Annotated in this window: 19 protein-coding genes; 7 read left to right on the forward strand and 12 right to left on the reverse strand. The window is 68.7% G+C overall.

Annotated features, from left to right (window positions below):
- Positions 1 to 18: 18 nt before the first annotated feature.
- The 12 genes from HEP85_RS19850 to HEP85_RS19905 all read right to left on the reverse strand — a co-directional run bounded on the left by HEP85_RS19850 (position 19) and on the right by HEP85_RS19905 (position 9,489).
- A complete protein-coding gene (locus HEP85_RS19850; protein ID WP_168528920.1) occupies positions 19 to 1,293 on the reverse strand; it encodes a tyrosine-type recombinase/integrase in 1,275 nt (424 codons plus the stop codon).
- Between the two features lie 9 nt (positions 1,294 to 1,302).
- Positions 1,303 to 1,548 carry a helix-turn-helix domain-containing protein gene (locus HEP85_RS19855; RefSeq protein WP_168528921.1) on the reverse strand — a complete coding sequence of 82 codons (246 nt, stop codon included), beginning with the start codon at positions 1,546 to 1,548 and terminating at the stop codon, positions 1,303 to 1,305.
- A 179-nt stretch (positions 1,549 to 1,727) separates the two neighbouring features.
- Entirely contained in the window at positions 1,728 to 2,885 is a 1,158-nt protein-coding gene (locus tag HEP85_RS19860; protein ID WP_168528922.1) for a DUF3631 domain-containing protein, read from the reverse strand.
- Positions 2,882 to 3,295, reverse strand: coding sequence for a hypothetical protein (locus tag HEP85_RS19865; protein ID WP_248002004.1), 414 nt, complete (start codon positions 3,293 to 3,295; stop codon positions 2,882 to 2,884). The genes HEP85_RS19860 and HEP85_RS19865 overlap by 4 nt, the downstream gene beginning before the upstream one ends.
- A complete protein-coding gene (locus tag HEP85_RS19870; RefSeq protein WP_168528923.1) occupies positions 3,292 to 4,206 on the reverse strand; it encodes a bifunctional DNA primase/polymerase in 915 nt (304 codons plus the stop codon). The genes HEP85_RS19865 and HEP85_RS19870 overlap by 4 nt, the downstream gene beginning before the upstream one ends.
- An 88-nt stretch (positions 4,207 to 4,294) precedes the next feature.
- Positions 4,295 to 4,759: a hypothetical protein gene (locus HEP85_RS19875; protein ID WP_168528924.1), complete on the reverse strand. Its 465-nt coding sequence runs from the start codon at positions 4,757 to 4,759 to the stop codon at positions 4,295 to 4,297.
- Between the two features lie 204 nt (positions 4,760 to 4,963).
- The gene (locus HEP85_RS19880) at positions 4,964 to 7,072 is read right to left on the reverse strand and encodes an ATP-binding protein (protein WP_168528925.1); all 2,109 of its coding nucleotides are present in this window, start codon (positions 7,070 to 7,072) and stop codon (positions 4,964 to 4,966) included.
- 16 nt (positions 7,073 to 7,088) lie between these two features.
- Positions 7,089 to 7,631, reverse strand: a complete 543-nt coding sequence (locus HEP85_RS19885; protein ID WP_248002005.1) for a hypothetical protein — start codon at positions 7,629 to 7,631, stop codon at positions 7,089 to 7,091.
- A 41-nt stretch (positions 7,632 to 7,672) separates the two neighbouring features.
- Entirely contained in the window at positions 7,673 to 8,053 is a 381-nt protein-coding gene (locus tag HEP85_RS19890) for an RRQRL motif-containing zinc-binding protein (RefSeq protein WP_168528927.1), read from the reverse strand.
- The gene (locus HEP85_RS19895) at positions 8,053 to 8,958 is read right to left on the reverse strand and encodes a DUF2637 domain-containing protein (protein ID WP_168528928.1); all 906 of its coding nucleotides are present in this window, start codon (positions 8,956 to 8,958) and stop codon (positions 8,053 to 8,055) included. The genes HEP85_RS19890 and HEP85_RS19895 overlap by 1 nt, the downstream gene beginning before the upstream one ends.
- Positions 8,955 to 9,218 carry a DUF6284 family protein gene (locus HEP85_RS19900; protein ID WP_168528929.1) on the reverse strand — a complete coding sequence of 88 codons (264 nt, stop codon included), beginning with the start codon at positions 9,216 to 9,218 and terminating at the stop codon, positions 8,955 to 8,957. Before HEP85_RS19900 ends, HEP85_RS19895 begins: the two co-directional genes overlap by 4 nt.
- Positions 9,219 to 9,309: 91 nt before the next feature.
- Entirely contained in the window at positions 9,310 to 9,489 is a 180-nt protein-coding gene (locus HEP85_RS19905; protein ID WP_168528930.1) for a hypothetical protein, read from the reverse strand.
- Between the two features lie 475 nt (positions 9,490 to 9,964).
- Between HEP85_RS19905 and HEP85_RS19910 the strand changes: the two genes are divergently transcribed.
- The 7 genes from HEP85_RS19910 to HEP85_RS19940 all read left to right on the forward strand — a co-directional run bounded on the left by HEP85_RS19910 (position 9,965) and on the right by HEP85_RS19940 (position 15,599).
- On the forward strand, positions 9,965 to 10,723 hold the full coding sequence (locus HEP85_RS19910; RefSeq protein WP_168528931.1) for a GntR family transcriptional regulator: 759 nt from the start codon (positions 9,965 to 9,967) through the stop codon (positions 10,721 to 10,723).
- A gap of 40 nt (positions 10,724 to 10,763) precedes the next feature.
- Positions 10,764 to 11,432, forward strand: coding sequence for an N-acetyltransferase (locus HEP85_RS19915; protein ID WP_248002006.1), 669 nt, complete (start codon positions 10,764 to 10,766; stop codon positions 11,430 to 11,432).
- Between the two features lie 438 nt (positions 11,433 to 11,870).
- A complete protein-coding gene (locus HEP85_RS19920) occupies positions 11,871 to 12,050 on the forward strand; it encodes a hypothetical protein (RefSeq protein WP_153289734.1) in 180 nt (59 codons plus the stop codon).
- Positions 12,051 to 12,084: 34 nt separating this feature from the next.
- Complete coding sequence (locus HEP85_RS19925) at positions 12,085 to 12,378, forward strand: Dabb family protein (protein ID WP_168528933.1); 294 nt, start codon at positions 12,085 to 12,087, stop codon at positions 12,376 to 12,378.
- Between the two features lie 186 nt (positions 12,379 to 12,564).
- Complete coding sequence (locus HEP85_RS19930) at positions 12,565 to 13,575, forward strand: RNA polymerase sigma factor SigF (RefSeq protein ID WP_168533807.1); 1,011 nt, start codon at positions 12,565 to 12,567, stop codon at positions 13,573 to 13,575.
- Positions 13,576 to 13,819: 244 nt separating this feature from the next.
- Positions 13,820 to 14,764 carry an RNA polymerase sigma factor SigF gene (locus HEP85_RS19935; RefSeq protein ID WP_168528934.1) on the forward strand — a complete coding sequence of 315 codons (945 nt, stop codon included), beginning with the start codon at positions 13,820 to 13,822 and terminating at the stop codon, positions 14,762 to 14,764.
- A gap of 229 nt (positions 14,765 to 14,993) precedes the next feature.
- Entirely contained in the window at positions 14,994 to 15,599 is a 606-nt protein-coding gene (locus HEP85_RS19940) for a hypothetical protein (protein WP_348772405.1), read from the forward strand.
- Positions 15,600 to 15,603 lie beyond the last annotated feature (4 nt).

The raw sequence follows: 15,603 nt of genomic DNA on the forward strand, positions 1-15,603 counted from the left end.
AGACCTGCCCCCATCCGCTTACCTGGTCGATACGAGCGCTCCAGCGGCTCCGTCGTCGGGCCCGTCTCCATCCGCGTCCCAGATAAGACCGTCGACCCGTCGGGCGACGTCATTCCTGACCGAGTCGACCATGTGTTGGTACCGCGCGGCCATAGCGGTGGTAGACCAACCCATAAGGCCCATAACGGCCCGTTCGGAGACTCCGAGAATCAGAAGCACCGTTGCAGCGGTGTGACGCGCATCATGCAGTCGACCGTCTCGCACCTTGGCGTCCGTGAGTAGATCCTTCCAGTCGTCGTAGTCGGTACGGGGAGGCGTGCCCCGCCCAACTGGCGTAGCGAAGAGCCAGCCCTCATCCGTCCAGTCCTGCCCCGCTGCGTCGCGTTCGGCATCCTGCTTGGCCCTGTGCGTCTTCAGCAGGTCTACGAGTTGCGCCGGCAGACCCACCGCCCGTCGGCCCGCACGCGATTTCGTGTCCGCCGTCTCGGGGTTGGTCCGTTCGCGCTGCGGGCAATAGCCGGCCTTTCTGCCGCATGTGTCGCCGCACCCGTGGGCGTAGTGCGGGCGGCGACGGCTCCGACGCACCATCAGCACCCCATTGCGCAGGTCCACATCAGCCCACTTCAGGCCGAGAGCTTCCCCCTGTCGGAGCCCGAGAGCCAGGGCTACGGCCCAGCGGGCAGAGTTCCGACGATCGTCGGCGGTCCGAAGCAGTCGTTGAACTTCTGTGACGGTGTAGGGCTCGATCTCCTCTTCGCTCAGACGAGGAGCCTTGGCGAGCTGCACCGGATTGCGCGTGAGGTGACCGCGCCGTACCGCCTCATTCAGTGCAGTCCGAAAGGTGCGGTGGATCTGATGGATCGTTCCGGCCCTGCGACCAGCGGCCTGCATCTTTCCGTAGAACCGCTCGATGTGCTCAGGTCCGAGCTTGTCCAGACGGTGTGCTCCAAGAGCGGGGATCAGGTGCTTCCGCACTGCAACGCCGTATCCCACCATCGTGTTCTCGTTGACGGCCAACGGGGCGATGCTTTCAACCCAATGGGTCAGCCACGTCTCTACCGTCCAGGCTCGCCCGACCTTCCGAACGGTGCCGCCGTCCCGCTGCTTCTCCAGTTCGCGGACAGCCGCCGTCACCTCAGCACGGGTCTTGCGTTCGACATGGCGACGATCCGGCTTGCCGTTGTCGCGGATTCCGACGGTGACGCGGCCGTGCCACTTGCCATCCTTGCCCAGGTAGATGGACGAACGGCCGTTGGGCTGCCGGGTGCGCTTGTCGTTCTTCTCTTCTGCCATGGGTACTCCTCAGGCTGCCGCTGCGGCGGTCATAGGGGCGGGGCGGCGCTGCGTCTTGCGGCGGCGGGTGACGAACTCAGGTACGGCATCGGCCGGGACCCTGCGGAGGTGGCCGACTGTGATGGACTCCAGCTCTCCCGAGCTGACGAACCGGTAGCAGAGAGTTCGGCCGATTCGGAGGCGGCGGGCAGCCTCTTCAACGGTCAGCAGCACGAGCGTTGGATCGAATGCGTCGTCAAGGTGGACCGTGTCCATGCAGAGATCTCCTTGAGGCAGAAAGCAGGAGGGTGCTCCGGGGCTCTCAGAAGTCCGCTACATCCGCTACGCCGCTACATCGCAGGTCAGCGGCATGATTTTTGTAGCGGAGGGGCTGGATGTAGCGGCTACGGCCGTTTCGGGGCGCGTGGCCGTAGCCGCTACATCGGGAGTTGCCGCTACAGATTCAGGGGCTCTGAGCTGGGGTGTAGCGGTGTAGCGGATGTAGCGGCCCCAGGGGGCGGGCAGTACCGGGACCAGGCGTCTTCGAGGTCTTTGGCGAAGAAGCCTTTGAGGACTCCGCCGGCAGTACGGATGTTGCGGGAGACGATCGGGTCTCCGTCGCCGGTGACGTAGTCGCTGAGCATTTTGGACAGACGCCGGTTGTCGAGAGGCTTGCCGTTGAGGTCGGCCCACGGGGCGTCGTCGAGGGCGTTGAGGCGGTCGAGGATGGCGACGGTGGGCAGGCGGTCGATGCCGATGAGGACGTGGTCGCGCAGGTCGGTCAGGAGACGGATGCCGATGCTGCCCTTGTCGTTGGCACGCGAGGCGGTGACCAGGGCCACGCAGGCCATTCGTGCTCGCTCTGGCCAGTCGCCCCCAGCGGCATCCGCGACCGCGAGCAGGGGTTCCCAGACGTCCGCCGGACGGTCGGTGACTCCGTCCGGCAGGGCGGGGAAGGCACCGGAGACGCGCTTTTCTACGGACTCCGCCCACTTGGCGAGGCGGTCGCGGATCTGGTTGCCCTCGCGCACGTGGATGCGCGAGCGGAAGGGCTCTGCCTTCTCGTTCCTGGCCCGTCGTCGCATGCGGATGATGACCGAGCGGGTGAGGATCGTGTCGGGCAGGGAGCCGAGTCCGGCGACGGCAACGGCGCAGTACGAGGGAAAGCCCTGTACTTGCTGGTTGGAACCGTCCCCGACGCACCGGTACATGACGCGTCCACGTGCGTGGCCTGCGTTGATGAATCCCCGGAGTTGCTCGTTGTCGCCGGCTTTGGGGCCGAAGACGGTGTCGATCTCGTCGAACAGGATGGTGGGCCGGCCGCCGTCGATGCCGGCGACGGCCCGGAACAGGGCGGCGGCGGATGCGTCTGCTGCGGCCATGGAGCGCGGCACGAGGGTTTCGACGACGTCCAGCGCCCGCGACTTCCCCGACCCGGGTTCGGGTGAGAGGAAAGCGAGGCGGGGGGTGGAGTCGAATGCGTCGAGCATGTGGGCGTGTGCGTCCCACAAGGCCACGGCGACGTAGGCGGCTTCGAGGGGGAAGACGTTGAAGCGACGGTGGAAGGCTTCCACCTCGTCGAGCAGCGCGGCCCCGTCGATGATGTCGGTCATGCGGCGGCCCTCCCTTCGGTCAGCGCGACAGGTGATCCGGTGCACTCCTTGGCCCGGTGGTAGTCGTAATCGGCGATCAGGGCGGCGACGTCGTCGGCGCCGCGCGCCGTGTCGGTGAGCCCGCACGAGCAGGCGTAGGCGGCCGTGGGGGTGTCGCCGTACCGCTTCGACCAGCGGGCACCGTCGTTGGCGTGGCGGTAGACCGGCGGGGCGAAGATCCGGATACCGGGGCGGTCCGGTGTCGGGCCACCCGCGCCGACCGGGTGCGGGTCAGGGCGAATAGCAATGGGGACGCCTTCGGCGGCGCCCTTCGGTTCGCCCACAGCCGCGATGTCCACAGGCTGTGGAGCGGCGGGCGGGCCGTCCAGGGTGATGATGCTCTTCAGAGGCGGATGCCGGCGGGTGCTCATGCCGTCCGCCGACTGTTCTGGTTGTGGGCGATGGACCAGTCCAGTGCGCTGCGAAGGGTGGAGCGGCACTCGGACGCGGACAGTCCGGTCGCCTCGCCCGCCCCCTGAAGAGCCTGTTCCACCACGTTCCGGGGGAGGTCGCCCCACGCGACGAACCGTCCCAGGGCTCGCGCCGCCCGGAACAACCGAGCCTCGCGCGAGCCGTGTTGGGCCCCGGCGACGTTCCGCGTCTCGTTGGCGAGTGCTACATCCGCGTATCGGTTGGATTGCCCCGCTACGGCCACTGAGGGCGCCTGTGCGGCCTTGGGGGCCGGTTTGAGGATGCTCAGTAGCCATGCGGGCACCGGGGTCGCCACGGGGCCGCTGGCGACTTCGTAGGGTCCGGTGGGGGTGATGCTGCCCGCGGCGACGACGTAGCCGCCCCATGCGCGTGTGTCGACCAACAGGGCGATGGTTCCTGCCGTGTTGGTCAGTCGCGCCCCCGCCGGCGCGGTGAAGTACAGGTGGCTGCCGCCGCTTGCGGTCCGGGTCCGGTAGGTGTCGGGGACGGCATGGCCGGTGCGCTCGCAGAGCGCTCCAAAGGTCGCCGCGCCGCCAGGCGCGCCCTTGTTGCTGTTGTCCTTGGGCACGTCGAGGTCGACCACCAGCAGCCCGGAAGGGCCGGTGGCGATACCGATGTTGAACGGCCCGCGGGACCAGGTGGCCCGGATACGGTCCGGGTCGGTAGTGGCGCGCTGCTCCCACTTGCGGTGGCCCGCCGCGCACACACCGGTGCGCGGGCAGGACGCTTCCCCGTGCAGGGCGGGGCGCTTCGTGGCGGGGCGCAGGGGGAAGACGTGCCAGCCGCGTTCCGCGGCGGTTAGAGCTGCGGCGAGTAAGGCCTCTCGCCGACTGTCGGTCGGTTGCGTCATGCTGGGTGACCTCCGCAGGTCTGTTGAGGACTGGAGACAAGGGCGGCCCCGCGACTTTGGCGAGACGAGGGGGCCGCCCTTGGCGTAGCTAGCTGTAGAAGCGGTTGCGCTTGATCACGGCCTTGTGGATGTTGACCGTCGTCCCGCCCTTCGAGTCGGAGGCGGAGAAGATCTGTACGGCGATCCATCCGCCGAAGATCACGGCGGCGAGGATGATGAGTTGGGTGATGAGGGCGGTGAGTGCGGCGATGAACGTCGTCAGGAGCAGCAGCCCGCCGCACACCGCGGCGAACCCGACGCCCCCGAGCGCGACGTTCACGGCCGCACGAGACACGGCCGGCTTGGCGACGACCGGTTCGGGCTGTATGGGGTTGATGGCGTATCCGGTGACGACTCGCCCGTCCGGCAGGACGACGCTCGCCACGCTCGGGACACTGCCCGGCTGCACCGGAACGAGGGGCGCCGGGATCACGGCGGCGGGCGTGAGTGGGGTGGGCCGGTGGACGTCCACGGCGGTCTCGTACCGGCCGTGGGGGGCGTGTTCGGGGTACATGCGGAATCCCTTCGCGATGCGGTGCAGGGAGGCGGGACCACCCCCTTGCGGGGTCGCTGTTGAGGGGTGTTTCGGGGGTCTGACCTGCGGTCCTCCCTGACTCCCTGAGCGATCATTTGTGCAGCTCAGGGGCAGGGAGGCGGGTCAGGGAGGGGGTCAGGGAGTTCTCCCTGTCTCCCTGCCCGGGGCGGGGTCGGCTCCCTGTCATCCTTCGGCGGAAGCGGAACCCTCGTCGTCGCGGTTGGCGAGCGAGCGCAGGACGCGGTCACGGCTGACGACCATGACCCCGTCGGACTTGTGCGGCTCCGCGCCGGCGTCGTCCAGGACGCGCTTGAGGTCGATGAACGACCAACCGCCGTAAGCGTCCGTGCTCAGCGCCGCGAGGCGGGCCAGCACGTCCTTGGTCCGCACGCGCGACTTGTCCCCGAGGACGCTCGCGATGTCGGCGAGAGGGTCGCGGTCCTCACCGCGCTCGATCAGGGTCAGGGTGGTGACTCCATCGCGCAGTGCCTTGGCGCGGTCGGCGATGGCGGTTGCGTCTTCGGTGCTGATGTAGTGCGTGCGGACCGTGATGGACGACTGGCCGGCCGGGATGGCGATGCCGTCCGACGCGACGACGACCGTGCCCTTGTCGAGCCCGGGGCGCAGCAGGTTCGGCGCGGCCCCACCGTCGACTGCCTTGTCTCCGAGCGCCATGCGCGCTTGGGACTCGGTGCCCAGGGCGAGGGAGGCGCGGGTGTGGGCACCCTCGCGGACCAGCTTGGGCAGGTTCTCGTTCGTCGGGTCCTGGGTGCCCTGCCACATCAGGACGTTGACGGCCCGTCCCTGGTTGTGGATCTTCCGGACGGCCATGAAGTACCGGGAGTTGGCCTTCGAGCCGCCGTAGGGGCGCTTGGCCTCATCCTTGGCCGGGCACATGAACGCGACCTGCGCCTCATCCACGATCACGATCAGCGCCGGGAACTGCGTGCCGGGCGGTGCCTGGATGCGGCGGTTCATCTCTTCCACCGCGTCTTCCAGCATCTCCGTGACCTGGATGACGTGCTCGTCGGTCGGTCCCTGGATCAGCCTCGTTGCGAGCCCGTCGCACATGGCCCAGTCGCCGACGCCCTTGAGGTCCCCGACCCAGAACTCCACCGTCCGGTCAAGCGCCAGCCACAGCGCGAGGGAGCGCAGGGCCGCGGTCTTGCCCTGGTTGGACAGACCCGTGATCAGGAGGTGGCGCTGAAACAGGCTCAGGCTCGCCGCGTCACCGCGCAGGTCCTGCCCCCACGGGGCGCGGCCCTTGGCGTAGTCGGCGGTCATCGTCTCGTCGGTGACCAGCGGAGACGGGCCGATCGGCTCATCGAGCGCCCCGGAGTCCGCGATCCACAGCCGCACCGTCCGGGCAGCGACGGGGATCATGATGAACACTTCGTGCTCGTGCCGGGTCAGGTTCTCGGCAAGCTTCCGGCGCCGGTTCTGCACCTCGATCGTGGACACCCCGGACGGGAGCGTCACGTCGACTTCCACGCCGCATCCGGCGATCCTGATCGGCCCGAGCATGCTCGCGCCGGCGTCTCCCATCTCCTTGATGGCGTTGCGGAGCGGGGCGACTCCGAGATCCCGGAGTGCCTTGATGACGATCGACGGGGTGATGGGCTCGCCCTCACCGTTCTTGATGTTCGCCGGCAGCGCCCACGCGGGGGCCGCGTGCTGCTTGCTCCCGACCGCCCACAGGGCGAGCAGGGCGAGGAACGGGCCGATCGTGATCGCGGGCCCCCACACGACCTGAACGATCCAGATCAGCAGGTTGATGAAGTCGACGGCCGCCATCAGCGGAGTGACGACGTCACTGACGTCCTTGGTCGCAATCGCCATGACGATGCCGAGGGCGACCAGTCCGCCTATGCCCATGCCGGTGCCGGCCGCGATGCCCTTCGCCGCGTCGATCGGGGAGGTGAGCAGGTCCATGCGGCGGCGGTGCCGGGCGTCGCGGTAGCGCTGCCCGCGCTCTTCCCACTCGGCTGCGAGTTCCATGTTCCCCGCGGCTTCGGCGGTGCGCATGTACCGCTCGTAGCGGGCGGCTGTGCGGCCGTCCCACGCCCGGCGACCGACGATCCGCGCGCCCCCGACCACGTACAGGCTGTGGCGGGCAGCGGCGCGGGCGGTCGTCTTCGTGTGGTCGTGCGTGATGACGTGCTTGACGGCCCGTCCGGAGCGGACCCACAACGGCAGGGGCGCCGGCGGGGCGGGTTCGGGGACCACGGTCAGGGTGGTGACGGTGGCCGGCTCGTTGGTGTCCTTGTGCAGGTGGACGACGTTCTCGGTCATGTGGAGCGTCTCCTGTTCAGGCGTGGGAGCCGGGGACGATGCGGTTGGCGAGGTGCTCGTAGCCGTAGGCTTCGGCCTCTTCCTGGTCGACGAGCCAGTTGTGTTCGCGGGCGTCGCGGCGGGATTGCCGCTCGATGCCGAACCCGGCTCGGGTGTTGGCCACGACCCGCTCGAACACGCCCTTGCGGCTGAACTGCATGGCGTGGGTGAGTTCGTGGACGAGCGTCACGGCGAACGCTTCGGGGGTGGGGTGCTTGTCGACGTCGATGATGATCAGCGCGCTCTTGTCCGGGCGCGGGATCGCGCGGGCCTGGATCTCGCGGGCCAACTTGCGGGCGTCGCGCTCGGCACGGCTGAGGGTGCGCCGATCCAGGGCGCCGGCGAGGGCGATGTCGGCGGCGGCCATCGCTTCGGCCATGCCGCGTTCGTTGGTGAGGATCACCTCGACGTCCGGCATCCGGCCCGGCACCGCGCGGTTCACCACTGGCACGGCCTGTTCCGTCAGCCGTTTCGCGGTGCGCGTGGTCGAGCCGTATCCGGGGATCTTGTGCGTGCTCACGGTCGTCTTCACACGAGTCTCCGAGAGGGGAAAGCCGCAGGTCACGCGGCAGCAGATTCGGCGGTGATGCACAGACCACAGATGCCGTACCGGGTCGACAGGCAGTAGCTGTAAGTGATCCGGCAGCGGGGGCAGGTGCGGCGGGCGAGCATCGCCAACGCGAGCGCGCCCCACTTCCGCGACGTCATCGGCCGGACGGGCTTGGCCAGGTCGAGCCGGTAGAGGTAGGAGACGCGGACCCCGCCTTGGCGGCGGTTGACGCGCATGACCTGCGCGGCGATCTCCTGCCCGCCCGGACGTAGACCGCGGGCCCGTAACTGCCGGCGGGTGGCCAGTCCGTCCGGGGCCAGGCGCCACGGGTAGGTCGGTATCCCGTAGCGGGCACCGGACGGGTCGAAGCACTTGCCCCACGCGGCGGACATCAGACGGCCGCCTTAGCGGCCCGCTCGCCGCGCAGGGTGTCCCGCAGCGTCCGGGCGTTGACCGGTGAGGTGTGGACCGCGAGGCGGATTCCTTCGGCGGTGAGCTTCGCGTCCGGCCAGTCGGCGGTGACGCGCCGTGCCTCATCGAGCAGTTGATCCGGGGTGCGCTTCGGCCGGCTCGATCGAGCGACTGCGGGGACCCGACCGGTCGCCCGACGAGGGCGGGTCGACTCCGCAGCAGCCACCGACCGCCGCTCGATTGGCGTTGTGGGAATCGGGGCGGTGGGAGTCGGGACGGGCTTGAGGGGGAGCGTCGACTTCTCGAACGGAACGGTCACGGGATCGGGCATCCGTAGGGGCGCCGTAGCGACCGGGGCGGGGGTCGATTCTGCGAGGTCAGCCGTAGACCGTTTGCTCACGGTCTCGGTAGATTTCTCCGCATTCGCGACCGGGGCCGGAATCGGCTCCGTGGTCGGGGTGGGGCGGTGGTGGAGGACCTTGGCGACCAGATCGGAGCCGAAGTAGATCGACCCGACCGGAAGCGAGGTGGCTAGCAGGACGAGGGCGTAGTTGGCGGGGTCCCAGTCGGCGAGCCGTCCCCAGTCGACCGTGGCACCGTGCAGCTTGGGGATGAGTCCGTGGACGTAGTTGAGGACCAGCGAAGCGGCGGTGTAGGTACCCAGGACCCGCAACGCGAACGTCCTTGCCTGGTCAGTCAGGACCAGAGTCGCGACCAGGGCCAGGGCCATCAGGCCGTCGACCACGAACGGGTAGAGCGTCGCGGCCGTGTCATCCGCGCCGATCGCGGTGGCAATGTCCCGCAGCGCGTTCCAGGACACCCGGAACGCCATGGCGACCACGACCACCAGAGCGAGGACTAACAGGCCCTTGCCCCACCGGTTCATGCCGCGCCGCCGACTGCGTCGGTGGTGCGGTTGGCGATGACGCGGTACTCGGTGAGGACCCGGGCCAGGGCCCGGCGGACGCGGCGGGTGTCGACCTCGTTCGGGGTGTGGTCCATGGCGATGATCTGCGCGTCGATCAGGTCGACGTCCGCCAGGATCAGCGGCATCTCCTGCTCGATGGCGTCCAGTTCCGCATCCGTGGGTTCGTTCCAGTCGGCGAACGCGGTAACGGCTTCCTGAACAGTGACGATGGGGTTCATTGGGTCGTGTTCTCCCTAGTCGGTGGTACGGCCCGAAGCGGCTCCGGTGCGGGAACACCGGAGCCGCGCGCCGTTGTGGGGTGAGGTCAGGTCAGTCGGTGAGGGTGATGCCGGTGGCCGGCCGGTTCTGGCTGGCCAGCTCGTTGCGGATCGCGGTCGTCGCGTCCGCCTTGCTCACCGGGTGGTCGAAGCGCGCGGTGTCACTGACCTGCTCCCGGTTGCCGGTGCTCAGGTCGGTGACGGTCGCGGTGAAGCTGTGGTCCCTCTTCATGTGCTCTCTCCCGTCCGTGCCGGGACTCTTCCGGCTCCCTGCCACCCCGCCCGTACGACACCCGACGAACGGGACCGGACGGGCGGGGGAGGCAACCGGCCGCAGCCATTGAGCTGCGGAAAGGCTGGTCGCGCTGTACCGCGCACCGGGACAGAACCGATGCGTGCCCGCCCTCTTGTACGAGGTGGGGCGGGCTTACCTGTCGACCCATCGACCGCCCGTGTGCAGGCGGCTGGATCGGCACACTGTTGAGTTCTCAACCAACGAGCGCTCCCTTCGTACTCACCCCTTGCAGGGCTTTCCTCCGGACGCGGCGAACCTGTACGAAAGAGCCGTACGTGACACCCCGTACGACTTGTCTGGAGGAGTGCCGTGCCATGAGGTTGCACGACAGGTGCTTGGAGAGTCAAGCCCCCTGGTCTAACTTGTACGGAGGAGCTGGAGTAGAGGAGACATGCCACCGATGCGACGCGGTATGACCAAGGCACAGGAAATCGCCTATGACCTGCGCGAACAGATCGTGTCCGGAGGGCTGAGGGGCGGAGAGGCCCTGCCCAGCGAGTCAAAGATGATGACCGAGTACGGCTACAGCCGTGAGACGGTCCGCGCCGGCGTCCGCCTCTTGATCGAGGAAGGCTTGGTCGTCACAGGCCAGGGCCAGGGGAAGTACGTCCGCGAGGACTACCCACCCGTCGTGTGGAACTGGACGACGCTGGAAAGCCGCAGTCGTCATGCCACCGCCGTGGAAGGACGGACCGCAGGCGACCAATGGGCAAGCGCGGTCGCGGAGGACGGGAAAGCCCCCCGGCAAGAGATCACGGTGTCAATCGTGGAGCCCCCGCCGCACGTTCGCGAGTGCCTCGAACTCCCCGTAGAGGGTTTGGCCGTGGCTCGGAAGCGAATCCGGTACATAGACAATCGGCCCTACGCCCTCGCCGACTCGTACTTCCCTCAGGATCTCGTGACCGGTACACCTCTGATGGAGCCTCGCGACGTCTCTGCACCGGGCGGCATCTTGGCTTCGGTCGGACTCGTGCAGGTCAAGTACAGGGACGAAATCTCAGTCCGCATGCCAACGCGACGGGAGGCGGAACTTCTTGCCCTACCTGCGGCAACGCCCGTCGCAGAGCACACCAGAACCGGCTATGACGCGGACAGTCGCCCACTCCGCTGCATGGTCACAATCCTCCCCGGAGACAGGCACAAGATCCTCTATGAAGTCAGCACGGACTGAGTACCTCCGCCCCGCAGCTGCGGAGGACATACCCATCCTTATGACTCTGCGGTCAGAGGCAGAGGGATGGTTGCGCACGAAAGGCACCGACCAGTGGAGCGACCCCGAGACTGGTGAGCGAGCGATTACCAAATGGCACGCCAACATAGACGAGGGACGTGCCTGGGTTGTGGTCGGCGAGCACGACAAAGTGCTGGCGACAGTCAGTCGGGGTGCCGTTGATCGGGATTTCTGGACAAACGCTGATCGCCCCGAGTCGGCCCTCTACCTCTACAAGTTGATCGTTGCCCGCGAGGCGGCAGGCCGGCATCTCGGCACCCGAATCATCGACTGGATGTCTCGCCTGGCAGCCTTGGAAGGTCGAACGTGGGTTCGCATCGACACGTGGCGAACAAACACGGGCCTGCACTCCTACTACGAGCGTCTGGGCTTCGAGCACGTACGCACGGAAGCACCCCCTCACAGACGTTCGGGATGGCTTGCTCAACGGCCCGCGGGGGATATCGCGCTGCCTCACGACCTGCTCTCGGTGACTCCGGACACGGGTGAGCGCCGCAACGCGACCGGGATTCCCAAGGGCCACACGGGGGCTGAAATGCCTGGCCAGCGAGAGGCGGCCCCGTCTCAGTTTCCGTCTCATTCACCCTCGTCCGCAGATGTCCACGGCGGTGCACGCACCGGGCAGGAGTACAGGAATGAACGAGGCTGAACGGCCACGGATCACGCTCTGACCAGCGCGAACAGACCTCGAAAGCGAGTGTGGCGCAAGTCACCGAGGGTTCAAATCCCTCCGCTACCGCTTGATGAGGGCCCCGTCGAAAGACGGGGCCCTTTGTGCGTATCCCGCCACTGGGGGCCGGGGGAAGCGACGTGCGGGACACGCCGCCGCCCCGGCGGGGGCGGGCCTCAAGTCCGCGCCGCGGGTTCGGAGGAATCCCGTGGCGTGGACCCCGCAGTGAGGTCCGTCCCCGGCCCTGCGGGCTCCCGACCGCCGGACTCGGCTCCATCCTGCGCCTGGGCGGCCGTGTACGGGACCGGCAAAAGGCCCCGGTCAGCAGGCCGTTGGTCCATAAAAAGGGCGTGAAGGTTACACTCGCCGCCGGCAACAGGGGGCCCACCGGGCGCAGCAGTCACAGGGGAGGCCGCGATGGCGGTGAATTCGAAGAAGATCGCCGTCTATGTGCTCGTGGTCTTCGCGCTGTACGTGATCATCACGGATCCGGCGAAGGCGGCCGACTACGTCCAGATAGGGTTTGAGGGCATTTCGACCGCCGCTCGGTCCGTCGGCGACTTCATGACGTGGATCGCCGACGGAGCCAAGAACTGAGCGGAGACCCGCGCCGCACCACCAGGGAGTGCCCGTGATCCGCCATCTGGTCCTCTTCAAGCTCAACGAGGGCGTCGAGCGCGACGACCCGCGGGTCGTCGAGGGCGTGGCCGCCTTCCGCGCGCTCGGCGACCTGATCCCCGATCTGCGGTTCTGGGAATGCGACTGGAACATCACCGACCGGCCCATCGCGTACGACTTCGCGATCAACTCCGCGGTCGACGACGCGGACGCCCTGCAGCGGTACTTGGAGCATCCGGCGCATCAGGCGGGCGTCGCGCTGTGGCGCGAGTTCGCGACCTGGGTGATCGCCGACTACCCGTTCTGAGCCACGCGCCCCGGAGCCCCCCGCCACGACCGGCGGGGGGCTTCTTCGCGTCACGGGCCCCCAACTCTCCACAATTCCCGCTCAACACGGCTTTATGCGGTGCTTGCACACAGTGCACATGTCTTGTGATGCTATGACCGCTTTTGACGGATGAGTTGACGGATCTGACGGATGATAGAGGTGGAGTTGACCGTGCCGGCCAGTACTGCGCCTCAAGCACCGCCCCAGGAACCGACGGCGCCTCTGGAGCGGGCTCCGCTCCACGAACAGGCGCCTCCCCAGGAGCGGGCACCCCTCCAGGAACAGCCGGCACCTCCCCAGGAGCGGGCCCAGGTCCTGGAACAGCCGTCACCGCTCGAGGACCGGGCCCCGGAGCAGGAGCGCGCTCCTGAGGAGGAGCAGGCCCCGTTCCCGGCAGCCGCCCCCGAGCGCCGCCGCGGTGCCGACACCCGGGCCCTCACCCAGGTGCTCTTCGGCCGCCTCAAGACGCTGGAGCCGGGCACCGCGGAGCACGACCGCGTGCGCGGGGCGCTCATCGAGGCGAACCTGCCGCTCGTCCGCTACGCCGCCGCCCGCTTCCGCAGCCGCAACGAGCCCATGGAGGACGTGGTCCAGGTCGGGACCATCGGCCTCATCAACGCGATCGACCGCTTCGACCCGGAGCGGGGTGTGCAGTTCCCGACCTTCGCGATGCCGACGGTCGTCGGCGAGATCAAGCGGTACTTCCGCGACAACGTCCGCACCGTCCACGTACCCCGTCGGCTGCACGAGCTGTGGGTGCAGGTGAACAGCGCCACCGAGGACCTGACGACGGCCTTCGGGCGCACGCCCACGACCGCCGAGATCGCCGAGCGGCTGCGCATCACCGAGGAGGAGGTGCTGTCCTGCATCGAGGCCGGGCGCTCGTACCACGCGACCTCCCTGGAGGCGGCCCAGGAGGGCGACGGGCTGCCGGGACTGCTCGACCGGCTCGGCTACGAGGACCCCGCGCTCGACGGGGTGGAACACCGCGACCTCGTACGCCACCTGCTCGTGCAACTGCCCGAACGCGAACAGCGGATCCTTCTGCTGCGCTACTACAGCAATCTGACGCAGTCACAGATCAGCGCCGAGCTGGGTGTTTCCCAGATGCATGTGTCAAGGCTCCTCGCCCGCAGCTTCGCCCGACTTCGATCCGCAAACAGGATCGAGGCGTAACCGGTAAGAGCGAATCGCTCAGAGGTTCCTTTTCCGGCGGTTCAGCCGTGAAAAGCCGTCAGACCCCCTTTTTCCAGGGCCTATTCACCCTCTCCATGTCGACATGTCACTACAGCGTGTTGCCGACATGTGACATTCTGCCGGAAGCGCGTTTGCCGCGGCCTCCCGACCGGTATTCAGGTGGAGGCTGCGTTCCTCCGACGGGAGCGTCCGCCGCGACCGTCCGCGACCCAAAGGGGGTGGCATGTCCGCAGACCAGGGCAGCTCGAAGGTGCTCACGCTCACGAAGAGCGACTCGGAGCCCGACGCGCTTCACGCAGTCGGCGTCGACGTCGTCGACGTCGTCGATACGGTCGACGTATCGGCCCTTCCGGCCCCGGACGCCGTCCCGGCCGCTCCGGCCGTCCAGGCCGCTCCGACCTCGGAAGCCATCGACACCCGCACCCTGTCCCGCTCCCTGTTCCTGCGGCTCGCCGCACTCGGTGAGAACAGCCCGGAGCGCGGCTACGTACGGGACACACTCATCGAGCTGAACCTCCCGCTCGTCCGGTACGCGGCGGCCCGCTTCCGCTCCCGCAACGAGCCGATGGAGGACATCGTCCAGGTCGGCACCATCGGCCTGATCAAGGCGATCGACCGCTTCGACTGCGAACGCGGGGTGGAGTTCCCGACGTTCGCGATGCCCACCGTCGTGGGCGAGATCAAGCGCTTCTTCCGCGACACGTCGTGGTCGGTCCGGGTACCGCGCCGCCTCCAGGAGCTGCGGCTCGCCCTCACCAAGGCCAGCGACGAGCTCTCCCAGAAGCTCGACCGCTCCCCGACGGTCGCCGAACTCGCCTCCGTACTGGGCGTGTCCGAGGAGGACGTGGTCGACGGCCTGGCCGTGGGCAACGCGTACACGGCGTCCTCGCTGGACTCTCCGGCCCCCGAGGACGACGGCGGCGAGGGCTCCCTCGCGGACCGCCTCGGCTACGAGGACACGGCCCTGGAGGGCGTCGAGTACCGCGAGTCGCTGAAGCCGCTGCTCGCCAAGCTCCCGCCCCGCGAGCGCCGCATCATCATGCTGCGCTTCTTCGCGAACATGACCCAGTCGCAGATCGGCGAGGAGGTCGGCATCTCCCAGATGCACGTCTCCCGGCTGCTCACCCGGACCCTCGCCCAGCTGCGCGAAGGACTCATCTCCGACTGAGGAGCCGGCACGGGAGAACGACCTCCCGAGCCTTCATAATTGACGGCCCGTCAGTCACACTGGCGCGATGCGTCGAGCGGGTCGAGCGACTTGTGATCCTGGCCGTCGAGGCGCCCTGGTGGGCGCCTCGACGGCTTTGGTGTGTCTGGGCGCCGTGCTGACCGCCTGCGGGAGCGGCGGGGGCGGCGGCCATGTCGCGGCGGGAGTGCCCGGGGGGTCCGGGAGAGCCGTGGCCCCCACCGGGGACGTCTCCCTGGCCCCCCTGGCCGGGGAGGGGGCTTCGCACCCCGGGAAGGACCCCCGCGAGGGCACCGGGGCGGCCGGTGACGGGACGGCTCCGGCCGCCGGGAGTCCGGGGCCGCCGGGACCGTCCACGGGCCTCGCGGGAAAGGGGGCGGGCGGTGGCGCCGGGAACGGCGGACCTCCGCCGCCGTCCTCCGCGGGCGGCGACCCGGGACACGCGCGGGCGAGTACCGGCGGTACGCCGACGCCTGCCCCGCCGACGCGCTCGGCACCGTCCACGCCGGCGCCCGCCGCCGTCGAGGTGGGCGCACCCGAGCGGGAGGCCACCGGTCAGCGCTGGTGCGAGAAGGTGACCCTCTCCTTCCGCAACACCGGTGGCACCGCGGTGAGTTCGGGCACGGTGACCCTCGGGACGCACATCATCGGCGCGCTCGGGATCGACTGGGCCACGATCGGGTCGACGCGGGACCTGCCCGCGCCGATCGCCCCGGGAGTGGGCACCAGGAAGTCCTGGACGGTGTGCGTCGACGCGTGGCGTGTGCCGTGGGGCATGCACATCGAGACGCGGGACGTGTCCGTCCAGTGGAAGTGACCCG

This window comes from Streptomyces sp. RPA4-2, assembly GCF_012273515.2.
GTDB classification, from domain to species: Bacteria; Actinomycetota; Actinomycetes; order Streptomycetales; family Streptomycetaceae; genus Streptomyces; species Streptomyces kaempferi.

What these genes read in the sequence shown, in the direction of transcription:
- HEP85_RS19850 (WP_168528920.1), bottom strand. Translation starts at nt 1,293, where the DNA reads ATGGCAGAAGAGAAGAACGACAAGCGCACCCGGCAGCCCAACGGCCGT.
- HEP85_RS19855 (WP_168528921.1), bottom strand. Translation starts at nt 1,548, where the DNA reads ATGGACACGGTCCACCTTGACGACGCATTCGATCCAACGCTCGTGCTG.
- HEP85_RS19860 (WP_168528922.1), bottom strand. Translation starts at nt 2,885, where the DNA reads ATGACCGACATCATCGACGGGGCCGCGCTGCTCGACGAGGTGGAAGCC.
- HEP85_RS19865 (WP_248002004.1), bottom strand. Translation starts at nt 3,295, where the DNA reads ATGAGCACCCGCCGGCATCCGCCTCTGAAGAGCATCATCACCCTGGAC.
- HEP85_RS19870 (WP_168528923.1), bottom strand. Translation starts at nt 4,206, where the DNA reads ATGACGCAACCGACCGACAGTCGGCGAGAGGCCTTACTCGCCGCAGCT.
- HEP85_RS19875 (WP_168528924.1), bottom strand. Translation starts at nt 4,759, where the DNA reads ATGTACCCCGAACACGCCCCCCACGGCCGGTACGAGACCGCCGTGGAC.
- HEP85_RS19880 (WP_168528925.1), bottom strand. Translation starts at nt 7,072, where the DNA reads ATGACCGAGAACGTCGTCCACCTGCACAAGGACACCAACGAGCCGGCC.
- HEP85_RS19890 (WP_168528927.1), bottom strand. Translation starts at nt 8,053, where the DNA reads ATGTCCGCCGCGTGGGGCAAGTGCTTCGACCCGTCCGGTGCCCGCTAC.
- HEP85_RS19895 (WP_168528928.1), bottom strand. Translation starts at nt 8,958, where the DNA reads ATGAACCGGTGGGGCAAGGGCCTGTTAGTCCTCGCTCTGGTGGTCGTG.
- HEP85_RS19900 (WP_168528929.1), bottom strand. Translation starts at nt 9,218, where the DNA reads ATGAACCCCATCGTCACTGTTCAGGAAGCCGTTACCGCGTTCGCCGAC.
- HEP85_RS19905 (WP_168528930.1), bottom strand. Translation starts at nt 9,489, where the DNA reads ATGAAGAGGGACCACAGCTTCACCGCGACCGTCACCGACCTGAGCACC.
- HEP85_RS19910 (WP_168528931.1), top strand. Translation starts at nt 9,965, where the DNA reads ATGACCAAGGCACAGGAAATCGCCTATGACCTGCGCGAACAGATCGTG.
- HEP85_RS19915 (WP_248002006.1), top strand. Translation starts at nt 10,764, where the DNA reads ATGACTCTGCGGTCAGAGGCAGAGGGATGGTTGCGCACGAAAGGCACC.
- HEP85_RS19920 (WP_153289734.1), top strand. Translation starts at nt 11,871, where the DNA reads ATGGCGGTGAATTCGAAGAAGATCGCCGTCTATGTGCTCGTGGTCTTC.
- HEP85_RS19935 (WP_168528934.1), top strand. Translation starts at nt 13,820, where the DNA reads ATGTCCGCAGACCAGGGCAGCTCGAAGGTGCTCACGCTCACGAAGAGC.